Source organism: Leeuwenhoekiella sp. CH_XMU1409-2 (assembly GCF_037029365.1).
GTDB lineage: Bacteria > Bacteroidota > Bacteroidia > Flavobacteriales > Flavobacteriaceae > Leeuwenhoekiella > Leeuwenhoekiella blandensis.
In genome coordinates this window covers 31,814-50,152 of sequence record NZ_JAYMEI010000002.1, presented here as the reverse complement: position 1 = coordinate 50,152, position 18,339 = coordinate 31,814, and the positions used below count along the sequence as shown (strand labels likewise).

Here is an 18,339-nt window from a genome sequence, read left to right as displayed (position 1 = left end):
TTTTAAAAGCGTTAACCACTGTTAACGAGTGTTAACCGTAGAAACTGTTCTGAGAATTTGAATTTACATTTGAATTATGAAAAATAGACGCTATAGTATACTCATCTATTTTATTAGTGCGGTAATACTCATTACACTTTCCATTCAGTTTTACTGGAATATCAAAAATTATGAAACTGAACGCTTTAGACTAATTGATGAAATGCAGGCAAGTCTTGATAATGCGGTTGATAACTACTACACTATCTTGGCTCAAAATAACACCGTTGGTTTTTTTCTAGATCAGAAAACCGCTCCTAAAAATGCATTAACAAATCAAATGGATAGTCTTATAAAACGTATTGACCTTAGCAGTCAAGGGTTTAAAGGCTTAGATAGTCTGGATTCAAAAAAGATAAAAGGGATCAAAGTTTTACGTGGGACTGCCATAGACAGCTTTATTCAGATAGAGGATTCAGTCTCAGAATTAGACAGTCAAAAAGCAATTGATTCTTTAATCATAACAGCCAAAAACTTACAAGCCAATGATAGTATTGAAAAAAATCCTTGGTCTATTTTCACCTCAAAAGTGGTCATCTCAATTACCGAAGATACCATTCAAATGAAAAAAATGGATAGTCTTCTCAATATTGAGTTAATGCGCAGAGACATCAATATTGACAAATCCCTTGAGTTTGTAAATTCCAACGGAAAAAAACAAACAACACTTGAGGATATAAAAAGTCGTTCAGGTCAAAGCACATACTCTACAAGTAGCCTACTCCCCAAAGGCAGTTCGCTAAATTTGTATTTTACAAATTACAAAAGTACTCTGTTCAAAAGGATTCTAGGTGGAATTATCTTATCGACAGTTTTAATCGCTTGCGTCATCGCGTGCCTCCTGTTTTTACTTAAGATCATCAACCGCCAAAAGCAACTTGCCGAAGTTAAAAATGATCTCATCAGCAACATCACACACGAGTTCAAAACGCCTATTGCAACCATTAGTGTCGCACTCGAGGGAATCAAAAATTTTAATCGTGAAAATGATCCCATTAAAACGGGTAATTATGTAAATACCTCCACCGCCCAACTCGACAAACTCACGATGATGGTCGAAAAACTTTTAGAAACCGCAACCTTAGACGGTGACGACCTTGCACTTAACAAGGAAGAGATCAACCTAAACGAGATCCTGGAAAATTTGGTTCAAAAGCATCAAACCCTTGCGCCTGAGAAAAGCATTCGTTTTACAGCGTTACGAGAAAACAATTGGATTTTGGGTGATGCTTTTCATCTGGATAACGCCTTGAACAATTTACTGGATAATGCCGTAAAATATGGCGGAGATACCATCGAAGTCACCCTGAATTCCCGCAACGGATCTTACCGTATTCTGGTTTCAGATTCCGGTACTTCGCTAAGCAAAGCTGAAGCAAAACAAATCTTTGAGAAATTCTATCGCGTTCCTAAAGGGAACACGCACGACGTGAAAGGCTTTGGGATCGGACTCTATTACACCCAGAAAATTATTGAAAAACACGGTGGAAGCATCGATGTTTCTGTAACTTCTCAAACCACTTTTAAAATCGAATTGCCCAATGCCTAATACAACTCATTTACTTTTAGCCGAAGACGAAGCTGCACTGGGACAAATCGTAAAAGAGAGTCTGGAAACGCGCAAATTCACAGTAGACCTTGCCGAAGATGGAGAAAAAGCGTTAAAACTTTTTGAGCAAAAAAGCTATGACGCGTTAGTACTCGATGTGATGATGCCCAAGAAAGATGGTTTTACGCTCGCAAAAGAGATCCGGGCAAAAGATGACAGCATTCCTATTATATTTCTCACAGCAAAATCACAGACCAGCGATGTTGTAGAAGGCTTTAGCATAGGCGGAAATGATTATCTTAAAAAACCCTTCAGTATGGAAGAATTGATCGTGCGCATTCACAATCTGGTCGCGCGTAAAAAACTCCAATCGCAATCTGAAGTGCTAAGCTTAGGTGATTATAAATTTAATTTCCCAAAACAAACTTTACAGTTTCAAGCCGAAGAAGCGATTTTACTAACCCACAGGGAAGCGCATTTGTTATTTCACCTTATTAAAAACAAAAATCAAGTACTCGATCGAAGTCTGATTCTCAACAAACTTTGGAATTCAGACGATTTCTTTGCGGCACGCAGTATGGATGTGTTCATCTCCAAACTGCGTAAAAAACTAGCAAAAGACGAGCATATTCAAATCATAAACGTGCGGGGTTTTGGATATAAACTTACCTGTTGAATTCCGAGTTATAGACCTTTCTAAAACGGCTTTATTTTGTATTTTTCAAGAATGCGAAGCCTTATACTTTTTATTTTCTTTTGCGCTTGTACGTTACAGGCTCAAGACAGTCTTAAGGTTTCAGCAGCACCTTTAGACACAGTCATATCGCTTAAAGCAGACACTTTTATTGGTGTTGATTCATATAACAACTTCTATTACGTAAAAGGCCGCGCGCTATATAAAAAGAGTCAAGACAAAACCATTCAGTTTAGTGATTTGCGATTGGGTGCGATCAGTTCGGTAGATCTTTTAAATCCGTTACGCATTACAGTTTTTTATGCCGAAACGAATACTGCTGTGATTCTTGACAACACCTTGAATGAAATTACCCGAGTTAATTTTAACGCCATCGAAAACTTCAGAAATGTAAGTCATGCGCGCACGGCAAGCGATCGCCGACTCTGGATCTTCAACACCGATTTGCAGCGTCTGGAGCTTTTTGATTATCAAAACAATCGTGTAGTCAGCAATTTTACTCCACAACCCGATATTGCTTTAGAACTTGCAAGTGATTTTAATACGTGTTGGGTACTTTCAGAAGACAATTTATATCACTACAATCAATACGGAAGTTTACTTGAAAAACTTCCGTCAGGAGCAATTGAAAGCCTTGCTGTATATGATGAAAAGCTCTTCAGCATTCAGAATGAAAAGCTTTATATAAAATCGAAAACCAAGCCCTTCTGGCAAGAGATAAAAAACATTCCGCAAGGCATTCAAGCGTTTTATTTGAAAGCAGGAAACCTGTATCTTTACCGTTCTGAATTAATCTCAATCTACAAATTAAAGCTACCTAAATCCTAATCTCATGCACATCGCGATTGCAGGCAATATTGGCGCCGGAAAAACCACACTTACAAAACTTCTAGCAAAGCATTATAACTGGCAACCGCAATATGAGGATGTAGTAGACAACCCTTATCTTGATGATTTCTACAACGCGATGGAGCGCTGGTCTTTTAACCTGCAAGTTTACTTTTTAAACAGCCGATTTAGACAGCTTTTAGAGATTCAGGAAAGTGGTAAAGACATCATTCAAGATCGTACGATCTATGAAGACGCCCACATTTTTGCTCCTAACTTGCATGCGATGGGTTTACTTACCAATCGTGATTTTCACAACTACGCCTCGCTTTTTGAACTTATGGAAAGCGTAGTTCAAGGTCCGGATTTACTCATCTATTTACGCAGCAGTATACCTAATCTGGTAGCACAAATTCACAAACGCGGGAGAGAGTACGAGAACTCGATTTCTATCGATTATCTAAGCCGACTGAATGAACGTTATGAGGCCTGGATTCACGATTACAACAAAGGCAATTTGCTTATCATAGATGTAGACAACATCAATTTTGTAGATAATCCTGAAGATCTGGGAGGCATCATCAACAAGATCGATGCTGAGATCAATGGGCTTTTCTAAAATTCTGACAGCTTATTTCAGCCAACTTCGCTAAGGCGATGTTAAAGCACTATCGCATCCTGCCAAAGTTCTCTTAAACCTTGATGCATTCCTGCGCAAACGTTTGCTAGCCGTTCTTCTTTCTGCTAATTTGATGAGTCAAATGATGTAGAACGGAAAACATGATTGGTCAAACCGAAGAACTTTTAGCTGATTTAGAACCGGGTAAACGCACGATGAGCGACTTGCCACACGGCGGATTTTTAGTGCTTGAACATGATGTCCCTGCCTTGCTCATTTACCGTAAAAAACCAAACGACAAGGCCACCTTGCGCTTGGCACGAACAGGTGCTTCTTATCTGATTATTGGGGATTCTCATTTTGAGTATTTCCGGGAGTTTATCACTCAACTAACGACTAAAATGGCAGAACGTTTTGGTTCTTTTATTTTGGTCGAACTCTACAAAGGCGAACCGGGAAGTACCGATTTTATCATCAAAGGACCATCTCATAAATTACCGGCATCTCTTGAAACCCTTTCTGAAGAGCTTTCTGCAATAGACAGCCGCAGGTACAACCTCAAGCTAGGCGCAAACATTAAACATACCAAAAACAGACAAAAACCCGGTGATGAAACTTTGTTTGATCTTGATGACCTCAAAGCCGCCGGTGGAACACTTCTGGGGCTAGAATTGCCTCCGGTATATTGTAATAAAAGCGGTAAAATGTTTCCGCTGTATTTTAGAATGTTCCGAGATAAATTGGCAAAAGCCATTCAGAAAACGATTTATGAATTTATACGCGTACAGACCACTTCAGACATTCATAGTTACCACACTTTAGGCCGCCGCCGAATACACAAAGAGGTTTTAAAGATTGACCGACAGATCACCGAAATTCAGTCAAGATATCAATTTTTATTGTTGGTCGCTCCGGTAAATATTCAGGCATTACGGCACAAATTCTTTGAAACCAATTTTGAAGAAATCGACACCTATCACTATCGCTTGCTTCCGGTAGATCCAGATTTACTAAAGCGAGAACTCTATAATCTGCGCATTGATGAGATCGATGATCCTTCACTGTCGTATTTATATAACGAAAAGCGGGAAGAGTTAGATAAGGAACTCACCATGCTCAAAGAGCGAGGGTCAAAAAATTTCTTTTACAGCAGCATCAGATTGTATCAAGGGGTGCCCAGAAATGTTTTAGCCGAAGCAAAACTCATCCTAGAAACTATTCCTGAAAATCACGAAGAACACGCAGAAAAAACCATTGATGCACATCAATTTAAAGAACTTGCTGAGGTAGAATTTGAGTATTTCAAAGAGCAAGCGCCGCATTTTGAAAGCAGCATTCACATTCGTGAAGATGTAAATATTATTATGGTTTCTAACGGTGAATTGTATTTACCTGCAGATTATAAAATGACTGAAAATGAAGCGCAAGCATTGATTCAGCACGAACTGGGAACACACGCGCTCACGCATTTTAACGGTAGTCAGCAGCCTTTGAGTCAGCTCTCTGCAGGCTTTGCCGATTACGACGCCACTCAGGAAGGTATTGCTGTACTTTCAGAATATCTGGGAGGCGGTCTAACCGGTAACCGATTGAGAATATTGGCCGGTCGCGTAGTTGCCGGCGAAGATTTGATGAACGGTGCAGATTTTAAATCGGTCTTTCACCACCTCTACACCGATTATGGTTTTACTAAAGAGCGCGCTTTTAATATCACCTCAAGAATGTTTCAAGGTGGTGGTTTTCTAAAAGATATTATTTACCTCAAAGGTCTTGTTGAACTTAGGGATTATCTGGGAAGCGGCGGTGATCTGAAGCCCCTGCTTGCCGGGAAATTTGCGCTTAAACACGTAGATATCATTAATGATCTTACCCAGCGCGAACTGCTGAGTTCACCAAAAATCATCCCTAGATATTTTAACAACGACAATTTTACAACCAAACTGAACGCCTTTAAAGAAGGCATCACACTATCTAAAATGATCTAATCATGAAAATATGTTTTGTAATAAGTGATGTTGCTACTGAACCGGTAGGGACATCTGTAGTTTTAATGCGGAAAGCGCACCAGCGCGGCCACGAAGTTTACGTTATGAACGTAGGCGGTTTTAATTTTTATCAGGGCGGCCCAATCAAGCTTACCTGTAAAAAAATACCTGAAGATCTAAAGTATAAAACGCCTCAAGAATTCTGGGAACAGGTTCAAGATGAACAATTGGCTTGGACCAAAGCTGATTCTTCAAAAATTGATGTGGTATTCCTTAGAAATAATCCTACCGAAGAAACCGATGACAGGCATTGGGCAGAACATTCTGGTATTGCCTTTGGGCGTATGCTTCAAGAGCAAGGCGTTCTTGTCTTGAATGATGCCAATGCCATGTCTAATGCGTTTATAGACAAGCTATATTTTGAAGAACTGCCTCCTTCTATAAAACCTAAAAGTTTGATCACACGGGACAAAGACGAGCTATTAAAGTTCTGGAAAAAGTGTGATAAAAAGATGGTTCTCAAGCCACTTGAAGGTTCGGGAGGGCAAAATGTTTATTTAATCGATGAAGAAAAAAAGAACTTCAATCAGATCGTCACAAGCTTAACGGAACTGGGCTATGTTATCGCACAAGAATTCTTACCAGAAGTGAGTAAAGGTGATGTGCGTATCATTCTGGTAAATGGCCGCATTCTTGAAGAAAAAGGAGAGCTTGCGGTTATACGACGCGTTAATAAAGACAAGGCAGAATTTAGAAGTAACCTGTCTCTGGGTGCCACAGCTAAACCTGCCAAACTTACCAAAGCAATGGAGCGTATCGTAGAGATTACAGCACCTAAATTGATCAAAGACGGCTTCTTCTTTGTTGGTCTAGACGTCGTAGACGATAAACTCATTGAAATCAATGTCCTAAGCCCAGGAGGTCTGGATTATTGCGAAGCCATAGGCTTACCAGAATTTACAGATCCTGTGATCGAAGCTATTGAGCGAAAAGTAGCATACAAGCAGCATTACAACCACGGTTTTTCAAATCGTGAATTAGCTTCCATGCATTAAACTAAAATTATGTCTTTAGAAAAAAAATATCCCAGAATTCTGGGCCAATATACGTGCAACAAACCCGGACCATTACTTTTTATAAGTGGTGGAGTTCACGGTAATGAACCCAGCGGCGTTCAAGCCTTGCAAAAAGTGTTTGCCCAATTAGAATTAGAAAAACCAAACATAAAAGGTACCGTAGTAGGTGTTTCTGGAAATCATAAAGCATTACAGGAAGATGTGCGCTTTATTGATGAGGACCTCAACCGAACCTGGACGGAAGAAAACATAGCAAGCAAAAAACAAGACACGCACGAGAAGAAAGAAATGTTCTCGATCATCGAAGTTCTAAAAAAGTTTCCGGAAGCTGATTTTGAAAAACGCTATTTTCTCGATTGCCACACCACCTCCTCCGCCAGTAAACCTTATATTTCGGTACAAGAAGTTAACGATAATGACGCTTGGGCACACTGCTTCCCACCTTACATTATAAGAGGCTTTTCAGACATTGTTTATGGTTGTATCGATCATTATTTAAGCCGAATTGGCGTCACCGGTTTTGTTTTTGAAGGCGGTCAACATACCAGCCCCGATGCGGTAAAACATCACGAAGGAATGATCTGGCTTGCTTTGTCAAAGGCATGTGATTTAGATCTAAACGGTTTAAAACACTATCCCGAAGCGGCAACCTATATGGAAGCCATGCGTGATGAGCAAAAAACCTTTGAGATCGAATACCGACACGAAATTAAAGACGAAGATTCGTTTAAAATGGAACCCGGTTATGAGAACTTTCAGCCTATTAAAAAAGGGGAACTTCTAGCCACACACAACGGCTCTGAAATTAGAAGTGAATGGGATGCTTTTATTTTTATGCCGCTGTATCAAGATCAAGGTAATGACGGTTTCTTTGTGGTACGCGAAGTCTAAGTCTTATTTAATAAGTTCTAAAGCTCTGGCATGTTCTAATGCCGCAGCACTGTCTTTGACCAATAACGCAGGCGTTACTTCAAAACGCTCGAGTAAGCCACGTACGCGAAATGCGCGTTTCTCGTGGTTTACACTGCGTAAATAAATTGCTTTAATACGCTCGGGAAACTCTTCAGCAATTTCAATATAAATATCGGCATCGTGTTCTCCGCTATCGCCAATAAGTACAAATTGTAAATCTGGATAGGTCTTTAAAATATTACGTATTTCACGCTGCTTGTGTGGCTTTTCAGGTTTTGGAGTTCGGTCAAAAGGGGTTCTAAAATCCCGTAAAAGAATCGCTCCTTTAGGAAAGTTATTATGTTTAATGAAGGCTTGCAGGTAATGGTATAAATTCCACGGACTATTACTCACATAAAACATTGGGTTGGCGGCGGTTCCACTGCGTCCCAAATGCAATTTGTTGTAAAACGAAGACGCTCCTTTAAAAGGCGTTCGATTACCAACATTGGTAAACAGCGTATTAAAGATCACCCGCCATTTTAAAATTGAAGTAACTCCTGTTTTTAGAATCGTATCATCAATATCGCTAATAACGCCATATTCTGCTTTTTTTGAAGGAATCAACATTTGCCCAGAAAAGCGATTGTTGTTTTTAATGAAACGTTTTTGATTGGCATCGTCATAACCCAACTCGAGCTGCAACCAACCTTCGTCATTTGTTAATGCTTCAAGATTTTCTACGCGTTTATCGATCTTAAAATAGCCTTCCTTATCTGTTACTGCATAAAACACGCGATCATCCGGCAGCCGGATTTTCAATTTAGCGTCGGCCAGTTCATCGCTTTTAAATTGTTTGTATGCATTTTTAAAAGCACTGGCAAAACCCGTTTTATCAAGATCAACCCCTTCATCCTCGAGGGCTCGCCCCATCATATACAAATGATTTGAGGTGCCATAGGTCTGGTACCCGTGAATTTGTAACGGATCTTTAGGGTGTAATCTTAATTTTTGTAGAACGTCCTTCAGCATATCTTTAAATTAGAAAATCCCGATGAAGTCACCGGGATTTTAAATGATAAAGTTGTCTTAAGGATACGTTATTCTTTTTCTTCAAATTTTATCTCCTTGATGACATGTTTTTCTTCTGCGTTTTCAGAAGCATTATACTTTTCAAGTTCTTGTTTAACTTCTGCTTCAGTGCCTTCTAAACGCTTTTCAGTAACCTGAATTTTTCCATCTACAGTGGTGGTTTCAGTAACCAGAGCGCTGAAAAGTCCGTTAGACTCCTCTTGCATTTGCACTTCAAGCTTTATTTCTTGATTTGTAACCAAACCTTCAGAATGATCTCCCAAGATGGGCGCAATGACAAGACCAACCAAACACGTAAGTTTGATCAAAATATTCATAGAAGGTCCTGAAGTATCTTTAAATGGATCTCCCACGGTGTCACCTGTAACCGCTGCTTTGTGTGCATCGCTACCCTTGTATTCTACTTTTCCGTTAATTTCAACACCTGCTTCAAAAGACTTCTTTGCATTATCCCAGGCACCCCCGGCATTATTCTGAAAAATCGCCCACATCACACCAGAAACACAAACACCAGCCATATATCCGCCAAGAGGTTCAGCGCCAAAAAGGAGTCCGATGATGATGGGTACAATTATGGTGATCAATCCCGGCAGAATCATTTCACGTAAGGCCGCCTGAGTAGAAATCGCGACACATTTACCGTATTCGGGTTTACCGGTTCCTTCTAAAATTCCGGGAATTTCTTTAAACTGACGACGTACTTCCTGTACCATTTGCATCGCCGCTTTCCCCACAGATTGCATGGCCAATGCCGAAAAGATCACGGGGATCATTCCGCCCACAAAAAGCGCAGCAAGCACATCTGCTTTAAAAATATTGATTCCGTCAATTCCTGTAAATGTTACATAAGCTGCAAAAAGCGCTAAAGCCGTCAAAGCTGCTGAAGCAATCGCAAAACCTTTACCCACCGCAGCCGTTGTATTTCCTACAGAATCTAAAATATCGGTACGTTCGCGAACGTGATCTTCGAGTTCGCTCATTTCGGCAACACCTCCTGCGTTATCTGCGATGGGGCCAAAAGCGTCTATCGCCAACTGCATCGCGGTGGTTGCCATCATTGCCGAAGCAGCAAGCGCTACGCCGTAAAACCCTGCCAATTCATACGAACCGTAGATCGCCGCAGCAAATAATAAGACAGAAAGAAACGTTGATTTCATCCCTACGGCGAGACCGGCAATAATATTAGTCGCCGCCCCGGTTGAAGAGTTCTTTACAATATCAAGCACAGGACCTTTTCCTAAACTTGTATAGTGTGCGGTCACAACAGAAATAAGCGCTCCAACTGCTAGACCAATACAGGCCGACCAGAACACATTTATAGAAGCGATGTCTTTATAACCTTCTCCAAAAAATTGCATCGACATCACCTCGGGCAGCATCCAGTCGATGAGAAAATAACTCGCGATCAAAGTCAAAATGATCGCTACCCAATTCCCCATATCTAAGGCTTTTTGCACCTGTGACTCTTTGGCCTCATTATTTTTAATACTCACTAAAAAAGTCCCGATGATCGAAGCTAAAATACCAACCCCAGCAATAACCACAGGCAGCAAAATAGGCCCCATATTGTTAAACGCATCGGTAAATTGAGCTCCTTGAGACATATCTTGTACGAGGTAATTCCCCAGCACCATAGCTGCTAATACCGTTGCAACATAGCTTCCAAACAGATCAGCGCCCATACCGGCAACATCACCCACATTATCTCCAACATTATCTGCAATCGTGGCGGGGTTACGAGGGTCATCTTCCGGAATACCAGCTTCTACTTTCCCCACGAGGTCAGCGCCCACATCTGCAGCTTTAGTATAAATTCCACCGCCTACACGCGCAAATAAGGCAATAGATTCGGCTCCCAATGAGAAGCCAGCGAGCGTCTCGAGTACGATGGTCATTTCGTTATAAAAGTTTCCTCCTTCGGTAAGAAAACTTCCCATCAAAAACAGGAAGATCAAACTGAGTCCAAGAACGGCGAGCCCGGCCACACCGAGTCCCATTACAGTACCGCCACCAAAACTTACTTTGAGGGCATTAGGTAAACTCGTTTTTGCAGCTTCGGCGGTTCGTGCATTCGCATCTGTTGCGATACGCATACCGATGTTTCCGGCTAGCGCCGAAAAGAACGCTCCAATGATAAAAGCGGGAACGATTAACCAACTCGTCGTAGCTACAACGTTTGAGATAACATATAAAAGAACAGAAGCAATAACTACAAAAACAAGAAGTAACCTATATTCTGCAGCCAGAAAAGCCAATGCACCTTCTTTAATACTTTTTGAAATGCTTTGCATTTTATCGTTTCCGGCAGGTTGTTTCTTAACCCACGCCATTTTAATGAACATAAAAAGCAAGCCTAATACCGCCAGAACAATTGGCACATAAATAATGTTTGATTCCATAAAAAGTGAATTTTTTAAGTCGTACTAATGTACTGAAATTGATATGAATACAATTATATCCTCAAATTACAGAAAATAATCCATAAAAAAAGACTGCTCATTAGCAGTCTTTTAAATAATCTTTATAAACCTTATCAATTAGTCGATACTTACTTCCTCTTTAGGAACATCGCTATTGGTATAACGGTCGATACATTGTTTGATGATCTCTTTGGCTTCATTTACGTCACCAAAACCACCTACATCTACTTTTTTCTTTTCTAGATCTTTATAAACTTGGAAAAAATGACCGATCTCTTTGATCAAATGTGGATTTAATTCGCTTAGATCTGTAATTCTACTTGCAATAGGATCACTTACCGGCACACAGATAATTTTTTCATCTGGACCTTTCTCATCGGTCATATGGAAAACACCAATTGGTTTTACTTCCATAACACAACCCGGGAAAGTAGGCTCTGTAACCAATACCAAAACATCAAGAGGATCACCGTCAAGGGCTAAAGTTTCAGGAATGAACCCATAGTCTGCCGGGTACATCATTGAAGAAAAGATCATACGGTCGTATCTAATTTTCTTCAATTTAAAATCGTACTCATACTTATTACGACTTCCCTTTGGGATTTCAATTAAAACATCAAATGTTGAAATGCTATCTGCTGTCATAGTTGTTCTGGCTTTATATTTTCTATTGCTTTTTAACCTATTTTGGGCAACAAAAATACTCTAAATGTCAAGCTACCACAAGAAAAAGCATTGAAAAGAAGTAAACTACAAAACATATAACGTTTTCGTTTAATAATCTCTAATTTCAGTTAACAAACGAAATTAAATCCCTTAAAATGAAAACTCTAACGCGCCTGTGACTCCAAAACTTCTGGCGTCTGGGGTATCAAGGTAGTTTCCTCTGAAGTTAAAATCGATACGTAAGACTTTTAAAATGTTCCCCACACCAACACTATATTCATAATAAGGCTCTTCATTGGGCGCGATATAATCAATATTGGAAGCATTGATCAATTGGTTTTCTTCAGAAATTGAACCCCAAGCTCCGCGAAAGCCAATGATCTCTCTAAGATTGAGCTTTCTCAAGAATGGAATACGTCCAAAAAGTCGGCCGCCAAAATTATGCTCAAGATGCAAGGTCGCATACGTATCGGTCACAAACTCGTAGTAATTCAACTGCGGAAACGTACCATATATTGAAAATAAGTTTTGGTTCCCGGGAACGACACTCAACAATCCCAACGGCACTTCGCCAAAGGTTTTACCTGCTTCAATCGTTGAACTGAACGTACCCAGACCTCCCATACGCCACGGTTGACGGTAAGAAAACTGTAATTTCTCATAGTCAAAATCACTGTCAAACAAGCCTTCAACCCCTTTGGTATAGCCAAAATAAATCGTAGGAAACCACTCGTTAGTCACCGTGCGTTCTACCCCATAACCCGAAGTATGTTTTCCCGGCTCAAAAATTCCGCTTAAAACCAATTCGGTTTGCTTGATTTGAGATTTGACTTCGGTTTGTGTAAAATCGGTGTAATAATCTAAGTTGAACGTAGGAGAAGCCGATTCTAAGGTTCGATAAGAAATATCAGAACGGACTTTAAAGTTCTTGAAAAACTCTGCTTCGATAGCAAAATTTGCCAATTTAATGCTCGTAAGCTGGTCATTATTCCCCACTGTAACCAACGAGGAAGATGCTAAGTTACGACCTAACACATCTGTTGAAGTGGTTAAACTCGCAGCAATTTGTTCAACATCCTGACGATAACCTCCGGAAACGATCAAACGTGCTTTATGATCAAGTAACACTTTACCCGAAAGTCCAAACTTAAACTTTTTATCTTTAAAACCATAGGCTCCAAAACCTTCTAAACGCCAGGGATCGTTCTGATCAAAATAGGTACGCGCTCCTCCTCGTAACCGCAAGCCTTCAACATCATTAAAACCAAATGCCGAGAATAGTGGTCCAATATCTAAATTGGCTTTATCCCACTCATAATACCCGCTCACCATCGCTGAGCTCACATTGTAAAACGCTTGAAATTTGGGAACTTTCTGTAATGAGTCGAGCATTACATAAACGCCTTTTTCGTCTTTACTTAAAGGCTCCATTCGGTTTTCATCCCAGAAAGAATCAGGTTGTGTGTATACTTGCTCATTGTAGCGCGTTACGCGCTCATCATAAAAGTCTTCCTGCTTTGGTTGATCAAAAACATAGTTATCGTAAAGCGTGGTTCGCTTTCCATAAACGCCGCGACTTCCTTCTTTTTTCCGCAAAGCGAAATCTGATAAAAAGTAATCTCTGGTAATTAAGAAAACTGAATCGTTAAGAACGTCATATTCTTGCTCAATATAGATCTCTTTAACCCAGTTAATATTTGCGCTTTTATTAACCTGAAGATTGATCTCTTTGATCGCCCAAGTGGTGTCATTTACCCAAAAATCACCTTTAAATGTGAGTTCGTTAGAGCGTCTGGGATAATAAATAATGTTATAGCACCACTTATCTTTGATGTACGAACTGTCGGCAAGCACATAATTGTAGGTGTCTATTCCTGTAGTCGACAACGGACTCACAAAGCTTTTATCAAAAAACTTCAGGTAGTTATCATAAATATTAAACTCATTATACAACTCCTGAATAAACGCGATCAAGGTTTGATTGGTGCTAAAACCACTATTTCGGTTTCCTTTTAATTCTTCTTTCTCTTTGTCTAAAATATTATCCCCAAAAACCTCACTACTACGTTCATTGATAAAAATAGGTAAATAGGTTTTTCCGGTTATTCGCGAGGTATCCATCTGGTCAAAGATGAATTCCATCTTATTGAAGATCTTACTATTGATCAACGAACTATCGATCGTGTTTAGATCAAACTCAACCTTCTCATATTTATCGTATGCATATTGGTCAAATTGATTCAATCCGTTCGAGCGTTTATTGGCCCAAATCTTTCGAAGGATATCTATCGCAGGATTATTCTTTTTAGGTTGCTTCCCGCTATACACTACGACCTCGCTAAGACTTTCGGTTTCTTCTTCAAGCGTGATCTCAAGATCATAATTAACGCGTTGCGGAAGCGATACCTCTTTTGCCTTAAACCCAACGAAAGTTACTTTTAACGCATCGTACGTGTTCTCTGACTGCAAATAGAACCTTCCGTCTTCATTGGTGATCGTTCCTTCTGAAGAGCCTGCAAATACAACATTTGCAAAAGGAACCGGGTTACCTTGAGCGTCAAATACCAAACCACCTGCTTTGGTTTGACCTAAGACAATTATTGGGAAACAAATGAGAAAAAGTAGGAATAAGAATTGCCTCATATAAATAGATAACGATCTTGGCGCTTTTAATCTAACTCAAAATCTATTGAATTAGTATTGCTAGAACTGCGCAAACACGGTATTCGTCGCAAATAAAATGACTACTAACAAAAAAAAGCTTCATTAGTCAATTATTTAATGACCAATGAAGCTTCAAAGATAGTAGTATCTAGTTATCTGTACAGTACTTTTTTAACCGCTTTAACAACATCATTGCTGTTGGGTATCCATTCTTTTAAAAGAACTGGAGAATACGGTGCAGGAGTATCTGCAGTGTTTATTTTAATAATAGGAGCATCTAGATAATCAAAGGCTTTTTCTTGAACCTGGAACGTGATCTCTGTAGATACATTTCCAAAAGGCCAAGCCTCTTCAAGAATCACCAATCTGTTGGTTTTCTTTACAGATTCGATTACCGTATTAATATCTAAAGGTCTTACAGTACGTAAGTCGATGATCTCACAAGAAATCCCGTCTTTTTCTAATTCTTCAGCAGCAGCATAAGCTTCTTTGATGATTTTTCCGAAAGAAACAATAGTTACATCGCTTCCCTCACGCTTCACATCAGCCACACCAATCGGAATTAAATATTCTCCTTCTGGCACTTCTCCTTTATCACCATACATCTGCTCACTTTCCATAAAAATAACCGGATCGTCATCGCGTATTGCCGACTTTAATAAGCCTTTTGCATCAGCAGGATTTGAAGGTACAATTACTTTTAAACCGGGAGTATTAGCAAACCAGCTCTCAAATGCCTGCGAGTGCGTCGCACCCAACTGACCTGCAGAAGCGGTAGGCCCTCTAAATACAATAGGGCAGTTAAATTGGCCACCAGACATCTGACGGATTTTTGCCGCGTTATTTATAATTTGATCTATACCTACAAGTGAAAAGTTGAAGGTCATATACTCTACAATAGGACGGTTACCGTTCATAGCACTACCAATGGCAATACCGGCAAAACCTAATTCTGAAATAGGAGTATCGATTACACGATCGGGACCAAACTCATCAAGCATACCTTTTGACGCTTTGTAAGCCCCATTATATTCTGCAACTTCCTCACCCATAAGATAAATGGCCTCATCACGGCGCATTTCTTCACTCATAGCTTCACAAACCGCTTCCCTAAATTGTATTGTTTTCATAAATAAAAGTGGATGTACGTGTACTGTTAAATCAAGTAAAATCCCCAATTTTGCGGGGACAGCAAAAATAGGAATTAAATCTTCGCTAGGAAATCGGATTTAACTAAATTTTGTTATGCACGCATAGCAAATTTCCGATTTTAATGCTTATTTTCGTAACGAAAACGAAATAGTTCACAAGATAAAAGTTTGATATATGAAAATATTAGTATGCATCAGTCACGTACCTGATACGACTTCTAAAATCAATTTTACAGATAATGATACCAAATTTGACACCAACGGCGTTCAATTTGTGATCAACCCAAATGATGAATTTGGTCTTACCCGCGCAATGTGGTTCAAAGAAAAACAAGGCGCAACCGTAGACATTATAAATGTAGGTGGTCCTGAAACCGAACCTACACTTAGAAAAGCGCTTGCTATAGGAGCAGACTCTGCGATTCGCATCAACACTGAAGCGCTTGATGGTTTTCAAGTAGCCAAAGAACTGAGCGCAATTGCAAAAGAAGGAAACTACGATCTGATCATCGCCGGCCGTGAATCTATAGACTACAATGGAGGGATGGTTCCCGGGATGTTAGCAAGTTTATTAGGTGCTAGTTTTGTAAACACCTGTATAAGTCTGGAGGTTGATGGCGATACAGCTACCGCTGTTCGTGAAATTGACGGAGGTAAAGAAACCGTAACCGCAAAATTACCATTAGTGGTTGGAGGCCAAAAAGGAATCGTTGAAGAAAGCGATTTACGCATCCCAAATATGCGTGGTATTATGATGGCGCGCAAGAAGCCATTGGAAGTAAAAGAACCACAAGGCGCTTCTACCGAGACTAGTGCAGTTTCTTTTGAAAAACCGGCACCTAAAGGAGATGTAAAACTTATCTCTCCAGATAATTTAGATGAGCTGATTGACCTTTTGCATAACGAAGCAAAAGCAATCTAGAAAGCTCCTAAATTCAAGTTTAATTCTTTCGCATACGCGAAAATACAAAAGCAAAAAATATGTCAGTTTTAGTATATACAGAATCAGAAGAAGGAAAATTTAAAAAGACAGCTTACGAGGTGGTAAGCTATGCACGTGGTATTGCAGATATGATGAGTACCACTGTAACTGCCGTAGCCGTAAATGCTGAAGAAACCGCATCATTAGGCACTTATGGTGCAGATAAAGTAGTACACATAAAGAGTGATAAACTCAATGCATTTACAGCCAATGCTTATGCTGCTGCACTAACCGAGGTCGCAAAAAAAGAAGCTTCAAAAGTGTTGGTTTTAAGCAGTAGCGCAAACGCCAAATATTTAGCTCCGCTCCTCGCTGTTGATCTTGAAGCAGGTTACGCATCTAATGTGGTTGCTTTACCAGAAAGCGAAGCTCCATTTAAAGTAAAACGTACGGCTTTTACCAATAAAGCCTTTAATCATACTGAAATCACCACCGATGTAAAAATCATAGGTTTGTCTAAAAACAGTTTCGGTCTTAAAGAAGCTCAAAAAGATGCTACTGAAGAAACTTTTGAGCCTAGTCTTGATGATTCGCAGTTTAAAGTTGAAGTTCAATCTGTTGATAAAGTAAAGGATAAAGTTACCATCGCTGATGCAGAAATCGTAGTTAGTGGAGGTCGCGGATTAAAAGGACCAGAAAATTGGGGCATGGTTGAAGAAATGGCCGATATTCTTGGCGCTGCAACCGCTTGCTCAAAGCCGGTTTCTGATATGGGATGGAGACCGCATAGCGAACACGTAGGACAAACCGGTAAACCGGTAGCCTCAAATTTATACATCGCAATTGGTATTTCTGGAGCCATCCAGCACCTTGCAGGAATTAACGCTTCTAAGACCAAAGTGGTTATCAATACAGACCCGGAAGCACCTTTTTTCAAGGCCGCAGATTACGGTATTGTGGGGGATGCTTTTGAAGTTGTACCGAAGCTAAACGAAAAATTAAAAGAGTTTAAGGCGAATAACTCTTAAATTTAGTATTTTCGACCGCTCAAAGGGCTGTTTAAATTTGGATATCTGTCCTCTTTTAAACAGCCTTTTTATATTTTTACAGCTTATGAGTTTAGTGCGTTTGAATATTAAGGGAATATCGTATAGCCAGACACAAAATGGCGCATACGCTTTAATACTAAGTGAAGTTGATGGTGACCGCAAGCTACCCATAGTCATTGGTGCTTTTGAAGCACAATCTATAGCTATTGCTTTAGAAAAAGAAATCAAGCCACCTCGACCCCTTACTCACGATTTGTTTAAAAACTTCGCAGATCGTTTTGACATTCAGGTCAAGCAAGTGATCATCCATAAACTGGTTGACGGTGTTTTTTACAGTAGTATTATTTGTGAGCGCGATAGTATCGAAGAGATCATTGATGCCCGCACTAGTGACGCTATTTCTTTAGCCTTGCGTTTTAACGCTCCTATTTTCACCTACAAAAACATTCTGGATAAAGCTGGTATATACCTTAAAGGTACCGAGCAAAATCAGGAAGAGGATGAAGACCATGTAGATGATGTATTTGTAGATCAATTGGTTGTTGAAGAAGAGGAGGAACAAACCACATCAAGCACGAGTGATTACAAAAAACTATCCCTTGGAGAGCTTAATTCACTTTTAGAACAGGCCGTGGCTGCCGAAGATTACGAGGCTGCAGCCAAAATCAGAGACGAAATATCTAAACGCAATTAA

The 18,339-nt window shown here is 39.9% G+C and carries 15 protein-coding genes; 10 read left to right on the top strand and 5 right to left on the bottom strand.

What is annotated here, in order from left to right; translation table 11 throughout:
- The first annotated feature begins 76 nt into the window (after window positions 1–76).
- The 7 genes from WA338_RS01960 to WA338_RS01930 all read left to right on the top strand — a co-directional run bounded on the left by WA338_RS01960 (window position 77) and on the right by WA338_RS01930 (window position 7,681).
- Window positions 77–1,588, top strand: a complete 1,512-nt coding sequence (locus WA338_RS01960; RefSeq protein WP_272985466.1) for a sensor histidine kinase — start codon at window positions 77–79, stop codon at window positions 1,586–1,588.
- Window positions 1,581–2,264 carry a response regulator transcription factor gene (locus WA338_RS01955; protein WP_272985468.1) on the top strand — a complete coding sequence of 228 codons (684 nt, stop codon included), beginning with the start codon at window positions 1,581–1,583 and terminating at the stop codon, window positions 2,262–2,264. Before WA338_RS01960 ends, WA338_RS01955 begins: the two co-directional genes overlap by 8 nt.
- 36 nt (window positions 2,265–2,300) lie before the next feature.
- On the top strand, window positions 2,301–3,110 hold the full coding sequence (locus tag WA338_RS01950) for a hypothetical protein (RefSeq protein ID WP_272985469.1): 810 nt from the start codon (window positions 2,301–2,303) through the stop codon (window positions 3,108–3,110).
- A gap of 4 nt (window positions 3,111–3,114) precedes the next feature.
- Window positions 3,115–3,729 (top strand): deoxynucleoside kinase, encoded by a 615-nt coding sequence (locus tag WA338_RS01945; RefSeq protein WP_272985471.1) that lies wholly within the window; start codon window positions 3,115–3,117, stop codon window positions 3,727–3,729.
- A gap of 161 nt (window positions 3,730–3,890) precedes the next feature.
- Window positions 3,891–5,714, top strand: a complete 1,824-nt coding sequence (locus tag WA338_RS01940) for a flavohemoglobin expression-modulating QEGLA motif protein (RefSeq protein ID WP_272985473.1) — start codon at window positions 3,891–3,893, stop codon at window positions 5,712–5,714.
- Window positions 5,715–5,716: 2 nt separating this feature from the next.
- Window positions 5,717–6,769, top strand: a complete 1,053-nt coding sequence (locus WA338_RS01935) for a glutathione synthase (protein ID WP_272985475.1) — start codon at window positions 5,717–5,719, stop codon at window positions 6,767–6,769.
- A gap of 9 nt (window positions 6,770–6,778) precedes the next feature.
- Window positions 6,779–7,681, top strand: coding sequence for a succinylglutamate desuccinylase/aspartoacylase domain-containing protein (locus WA338_RS01930; protein ID WP_272985476.1), 903 nt, complete (start codon window positions 6,779–6,781; stop codon window positions 7,679–7,681).
- A 3-nt stretch (window positions 7,682–7,684) separates the two neighbouring features.
- Here WA338_RS01930 and WA338_RS01925 read toward each other — a convergent pair whose 3' ends face one another.
- The 5 genes from WA338_RS01925 to WA338_RS01905 all read right to left on the bottom strand — a co-directional run bounded on the left by WA338_RS01925 (window position 7,685) and on the right by WA338_RS01905 (window position 15,653).
- Window positions 7,685–8,713: an App1 family protein gene (locus WA338_RS01925; protein ID WP_272985478.1), complete on the bottom strand. Its 1,029-nt coding sequence runs from the start codon at window positions 8,711–8,713 to the stop codon at window positions 7,685–7,687.
- Window positions 8,714–8,781: 68 nt separating this feature from the next.
- Complete coding sequence (locus tag WA338_RS01920; protein WP_272985479.1) at window positions 8,782–11,172, bottom strand: sodium-translocating pyrophosphatase; 2,391 nt, start codon at window positions 11,170–11,172, stop codon at window positions 8,782–8,784.
- Between the two features lie 138 nt (window positions 11,173–11,310).
- On the bottom strand, window positions 11,311–11,838 hold the full coding sequence (locus WA338_RS01915) for an inorganic diphosphatase (protein ID WP_009778783.1): 528 nt from the start codon (window positions 11,836–11,838) through the stop codon (window positions 11,311–11,313).
- Between the two features lie 171 nt (window positions 11,839–12,009).
- Entirely contained in the window at window positions 12,010–14,502 is a 2,493-nt protein-coding gene (locus WA338_RS01910) for a DUF5686 family protein (protein WP_272985481.1), read from the bottom strand.
- A gap of 173 nt (window positions 14,503–14,675) precedes the next feature.
- Complete coding sequence (locus WA338_RS01905; RefSeq protein WP_040532517.1) at window positions 14,676–15,653, bottom strand: pyruvate dehydrogenase complex E1 component subunit beta; 978 nt, start codon at window positions 15,651–15,653, stop codon at window positions 14,676–14,678.
- Window positions 15,654–15,849: 196 nt separating this feature from the next.
- On the opposite strand from WA338_RS01905, the gene WA338_RS01900 reads away from it, so the two are divergent.
- The 3 genes from WA338_RS01900 to WA338_RS01890 all read left to right on the top strand — a co-directional run bounded on the left by WA338_RS01900 (window position 15,850) and on the right by WA338_RS01890 (window position 18,339).
- Window positions 15,850–16,596 carry an electron transfer flavoprotein subunit beta/FixA family protein gene (locus tag WA338_RS01900; RefSeq protein WP_272985483.1) on the top strand — a complete coding sequence of 249 codons (747 nt, stop codon included), beginning with the start codon at window positions 15,850–15,852 and terminating at the stop codon, window positions 16,594–16,596.
- A gap of 59 nt (window positions 16,597–16,655) precedes the next feature.
- Window positions 16,656–17,624, top strand: a complete 969-nt coding sequence (locus tag WA338_RS01895; RefSeq protein WP_272985485.1) for an electron transfer flavoprotein subunit alpha/FixB family protein — start codon at window positions 16,656–16,658, stop codon at window positions 17,622–17,624.
- Between the two features lie 85 nt (window positions 17,625–17,709).
- Window positions 17,710–18,339, top strand: a complete 630-nt coding sequence (locus WA338_RS01890) for a bifunctional nuclease family protein (RefSeq protein ID WP_272985487.1) — start codon at window positions 17,710–17,712, stop codon at window positions 18,337–18,339.